Raw genomic sequence first — 5,527 nt, 5'->3', positions numbered from 1 at the left:
CGGGCTACTGCCATAACTGTCGCTGGTGTTCACGGTAACGGGAGGTTCCATTGTTAGTTGCCATCTTCAGGTGATTGCCAATCAGGCATTTTGGATGGGATTGCCGGGAAAAAGTTCAAGGCAATCGGAATGATCGTATAACACCAATTCCGCCATATTAAATATGATGTCGAGCTAAATCCGTGTGAGTGGGGTGGTTTTTTTCACCCAGTTGTTATCTTTAGTGCAGTCAGGGATTATGGCATAACCTTCCTTGCGGGCATGTTATCCGGATAATTATTCTGCCTTCATAGAATTGTCATATTCGAGCTCTATATTTGATTTCCAGAAGTCAAGCAAGGAGGCCCTCGCCTCAGATCAATCTTGGATAGCCCTTAAAGATTATAGGGTGCTGTTAATCGAACAGGGCGTGTAAAGCCTGGAGAGAAGATGATGAAAATAAAAACACTCGTAACTGCATTTAATAGGGCTATGGCAGTGTCTGCTACCGCAGCACTGGCGCTGGCCAGTGGCTCTGCAATGGCCAGCCAGCTGGACCCATCTTTGCCAAAGTACAGTAAGTCCAGTGGTGTGTCCGGCAACCTGTCCTCCGTGGGTTCAGACACGCTGGCTAACCTGATGACGCTCTGGGCCGAAGATTTCAAGCGCATTTATCCCAATGTGAATGTTCAGATTCAGGCTGCGGGTTCTTCCACTGCACCTCCCGCTCTGACAGAAAGTACCTCAAACTTTGGCCCCATGAGCCGGAAAATGAAGGACAAAGAGCTGGAAGCATTTGAGAAGAAACATGGTTACAAGCCAACGGCCATTCCTGTGGCTATTGATGCGCTGGCGGTCTTTGTGAACAAAGATAACCCCATTAAAGGTCTGACCATGGCCGAAGTGGATGCGATTTTCTCGTCAACCCGCAAGTGTGGCGCAGATAGTGACGTGAACACCTGGGGTGATATTGGCCTGAGTGGATCCTGGAAGAACCGCTCTGTGCAGCTTTACGGTCGTAACTCGGTATCCGGCACTTATGGTTACTTCAAGAAGAAGGCCCTGTGCAAAGGTGACTTCAAAAACAGTGTGAATGAGCAGCCAGGCTCCGCCTCTGTTGTTCAGTCGGTTTCTGCATCACTGAATGGTATTGGCTATTCCGGTATTGGTTACAAAACCTCCAGCGTGAGAACCGTTGCACTGGCGAAGAAAGAAGGCCAATCCTTTGTTGAGGCGACGCCGCTGAATGCGGTTGATGGCAGCTATCCTCTGTCACGTTTCCTCTATGTTTATGTGAATAAGCAGCCTAACAAGCCATTATCTCCACTTGAGCGCGAATTTGTTAAGCTGCTGCTCTCTAAGCAGGGGCAGGAAGTGGTTGTGAAGGATGGCTATATCCCACTGCCGGGCAGGGTGGTTGATAAATACCTCGCTAAGCTCGGACTGGATAATACGACGGTTGCCAGCAAGTAATGTTATTGCTGAGTTGATATAAAGCCACTGTCTTCAGTGGCTTTATTTTTTTGGATAACCCTTCTACGGAACCGTATCAATAGCCTTGATTACAGAGTCATCGCCGCGATCCAGGCAAAAAGGATCATGGGAATGTTGTAGTGCATAAACGTTGGAATGACGGTGTCACGAATGTGGTCGTGCTGGCCATCCACACCAAGCCCGGCTGTTGGGCCAATGGTGGAGTCTGAGGCTGGAGAACCTGCGTCACCAAGCGCGCCGGATGCACCAACAATCGCTGCGGTTGCCAGGGGTGAAAAGCCAAGAGCCAGTGCCAGTGGGACATAGAGTGTGGCAATGATGGGAATGGTTGAGAATGAAGAACCAATGCCCATGGTGATCAGCAACCCAACAGCCAGCATCAGACATGCGGCCAGTGCCCTGCTGCCCAAAACCAGCTCTTCAACCATGGCCACCAGGGCAGGGATATCCCCGGTTGTCCTGAGCACTTCGGCAAAGCCGGAGGCAGAGATCATGATAAATCCACACAGGGCCATCATTCTTACACCCCGGGCAAAGACATCATCTGCTTCCCGCCAGTTCACAATGCCGCCGAGGATCATCATCATAAAGCCTGTGGCAGCACCCATGGCCATGGAGTCGGTGAACAGTTGCACGCCGAGTGCTGCGGCAATGGATACCAGGGTAATCAGGACGGCCTTTGGCTCCATGGATGACTGCTCTTCCTTAGCGGCTTTCAGGGCGCTCTCTTCAATGTGGTAGTGGCGAGGCTTACGGTAAGTCCAGAACACGGCCACAAGCAGGCCAATAAACATGCCGAGTACCGGCAAAGCCATGGCCGATGGCATCAGGTCAGGGTCAACGTTCAAGCCATTATCGTTGAGATTGCCCGCCAGGATCTGGGTCAGGTAGATATTGCCGAAGCCAATGGGAACCAGCATATAGGTTGCAATCAGACCAAACGACAGGGTACTTGCTACCGCTCTGCGGTCCAGCTGTAAAGAGCTGAAAACACCCAGTAGTGGTGGGATCAGAATAGGAATAAAGGCGATATGTACGGGGACCACATTCTGAGAGGCAAAGGCCATCAGCAGAATGCTTCCCAGGATCGAGATCCTGAGGCCAGATGTTTTATCGGTCTGGGCTACTCTCTGAATAATTCGATCGGCCAGCCACTGGGGAATCCCGGATGCGGATATGGCCATGGCGAAAGCGCCCAGCATACCATAGCTGATGGCGATGCTGGCACCACCCCCCAATCCATCGGCAAAAGCGGTGAGTGTTGCATCAAACCCCAGTCCACCTGCAAGACCACCACAAATGGCACCAAAAAAAAGGGCGAGTACAACGTTTACACGCAAGACACTCAAGGTCAGCATGATGGCAACAGCCAAAATGACAGCGTTCATAGTAATCCAGTTTTGTGTTCTTTTGAGTTATAAGCGGTTTGCGATACTTCAATCCACAGCACAATCTAAACCACACCAGCGTAGAGCTTGTTTAGAGCAGTCACATTCCGTGATTAGTTTTGCCTTGAGCTCTTTTTTCTAGTTGCAAATTAATATATTACACATTCAGGCTAGAATCTCAGGCGATAAAAGTAAATGTATTCGGATACGATCGAACCAGTAGATCAATGGTGGTGTCACATTACTGTCATATTGATTCTGTATGTTACGGGCATGATTTAATCTGGCTTGCGCTATGTATCAACAATCGATGGATAACAGCCCGGGTATTGATTTCAATACACCGGCACTCAAAAAATATCGTTCTCTGCGCTTCTTAAAAGACCGTCTTGCCCGCTGGGGGGTTGCCTCCGGTGGTCTTGGCGTTATTGTGGCGATTCTCCTGATTTTCTTTTACCTCCTCTATGAGGTTCTGCCGCTATTTAACCGCGCTGAGATTACCCGGGTTGCTTCATACCCATCGACACTGACTTTCGTTGATGAGAAAGTTGATAAGAAAAAAGCACCGGTATTTCTCTCTGTTGAAGAGCAGGCAGAAGTGGCAATGAAAGCAGAGGCTTCCGGTAATCTGCGTTTTTTCTCTACCCAAACCGGTGAATGGTTACAGAATGAGTCTCTGCCAATACCTGCGGGCAGTGACGTGGTCAAGGTGGTCGGGGATGCTTCTGGTTCCAATCTGATGGCGGCCGGTCTCACAACCGGAGAGATCATACTGTTCGATCAGGGCTATAAGATTACCTGGCCAGATGACCGCCGGAAGATCACACCAGAAGTCAGCTATCCCTACGAGCGGCGGCCCTTTGCCATAAATGACTTTTCAGCCCCGGTTTCGCAACTGGCGATCAGTGACGGTGAGGAAAAGCTCCTGATTGCCGCCAGCATCAATAACCAGCTGGTGATGGAGGTGGTTCATAAGGAAGCGGATTTTTTAACCGAGTCCGTCACTTTTGAGCAGCAGTCTGTCAACCTGCCGGTTATCAGTGGACTTTCTGCGGCAGGTGACCTTGAAATCCGCCAGTTGCTGATTGATCCGGAACAAACCTGGCTTTACGTCCTCAGTGGCAGCAATCAACTGACGGTGATCAATATCAGCGATATTGATCGTCCCTATATCCATGAGACGCTCAATCTAACCAACCAGGGAGTAGACGTTACCGCGTTGACGTTCCTGCTGGGCGGGGTGTCCCTGCTGGTCGGCGACTCGGAAGGCCATATCGCCCAGTGGTTTATGGTTCGTGAGGATGGTCGTCTGAATTTGCACAATATTCGTTCTTTCAGCCTCGGCAATAATCCCATCGACAAGATTGTTCCGGAGCATCGGCGCAAGGGTTTTCTGGCGTCGGATGTGAATGGTCAGGTCGGTCTGTATTACACCACGGCAAACCGTTCTCTGCTGGTGGAGCCATTAGCTGCGGGTCGAATTGATCAAATGGCCGTAGCGCCAAGAGGCAATTATCTGATTCTGGCAAGCCAGGGCGAGACTCAATTCCTGAAAATCGATAATGAGCATCCGGAAATATCCTGGTCTGCCCTATGGGGTAAAGTCTGGTATGAGTCTTACAATCAGCCGGATTACATCTGGCAGTCCTCTGCATCAAATAATGATTTTGAGCCCAAACTCAGCCTGATGCCACTGTCGTTCGGGACGCTCAAAGCGGCGTTTTACGCCATGTTGCTGGCAGCACCGCTGGCGATTTGTGCGGCCATCTACACTGCCTATTTTATGGCTCCGGGTATGCGCAGAAAGGTAAAGCCGGTGATTGAGCTGATGGAGGCACTGCCTACGGTCATTCTTGGTTTCCTGGCGGGTCTCTGGCTGGCCCCGCTGATTGAGAATCAGCTGGTGGGTATTTTTGCCCTGTTGCTCTTTGTGCCAGCGGGCATCCTGTTGTTTGCTTTTGCCTGGGATAGCTTGCCTTCAAGTATTCGTCACCGAATGCCTGACGGTATGCAGGCCGGATTGCTGGTGCCCGTGGTGTTAATCAGTGGTGCCTTGGCCATGTCGCTCAGTTCCAGCCTTGAACTCTGGCTGTTTGACGGTGATATGCGTACCTGGCTGACCACTGAGCTGGGCATTCCCTACGACCAGCGTAATGCCCTGGTCGTAGGACTGGCCATGGGTTTTGCCGTTATTCCAACCATATTTTCCATCGCGGAGGATGCGATATTCAGCGTACCCAGGCACCTGACCTATGGTTCCCTGGCCCTGGGAGCAACACCCTGGCAGACCCTGACCCGTGTGGTGCTATTGACTGCCAGTCCGGGGATTTTCTCTGCGCTGATGATTGGTATGGGAAGGGCAGTGGGTGAAACCATGATCGTGCTGATGGCCACAGGGAATACGCCCATTATGGATGCCAATATCTTTGAGGGAATGAGAACGCTGGCGGCCAATATTGCGGTTGAGATGCCAGAATCGGAAGTGGGCAGTAGCCATTACCGAATTCTCTTTCTGGCTGCCCTGGTGCTTTTCCTGTTTACCTTTGTGGTGAACACGGCGGCGGAGATGGTGCGTCATCGACTCCGCAAGAAATACAGTTCGCTCTAAGGCATTGCCCCGGAATAATTTGCACATTTCTGAGTTTCAAAACTACGTTCGTCCTGAG

Annotated in this window: 3 protein-coding genes; 2 read left to right on the top strand and 1 reads right to left on the bottom strand. The window is 50.9% G+C overall.

Annotation, left to right across the window (positions count from 1 at the left end; translation table 11 throughout):
• Positions 1-432 precede the first annotated feature (432 nt).
• Positions 433-1,452 (top strand): PstS family phosphate ABC transporter substrate-binding protein, encoded by a 1,020-nt coding sequence (locus KDK15_RS13930; protein ID WP_373691376.1) that lies wholly within the window; start codon positions 433-435, stop codon positions 1,450-1,452.
• A gap of 89 nt (positions 1,453-1,541) precedes the next feature.
• On the opposite strand, the gene KDK15_RS13925 is transcribed toward KDK15_RS13930, so the two are convergent.
• The gene (locus KDK15_RS13925) at positions 1,542-2,861 is read right to left on the bottom strand and encodes a Na+/H+ antiporter NhaC family protein (protein ID WP_257295992.1); all 1,320 of its coding nucleotides are present in this window, start codon (positions 2,859-2,861) and stop codon (positions 1,542-1,544) included.
• A gap of 295 nt (positions 2,862-3,156) precedes the next feature.
• On the opposite strand from KDK15_RS13925, the gene KDK15_RS13920 reads away from it, so the two are divergent.
• The gene (locus KDK15_RS13920; RefSeq protein ID WP_257295991.1) at positions 3,157-5,469 is read left to right on the top strand and encodes an ABC transporter permease subunit; all 2,313 of its coding nucleotides are present in this window, start codon (positions 3,157-3,159) and stop codon (positions 5,467-5,469) included.
• The last annotated feature ends 58 nt before the right edge of the window (positions 5,470-5,527 follow it).

The sequence above is a fragment of the Endozoicomonas sp. YOMI1 genome (assembly GCF_024606345.1).
In the GTDB taxonomy this organism is placed as follows: domain Bacteria; phylum Pseudomonadota; class Gammaproteobacteria; order Pseudomonadales; family Endozoicomonadaceae; genus Endozoicomonas.
Note: the sequence above shows the minus strand (reverse complement) of the source record. Positions and strands in the feature narration are given on the sequence as shown.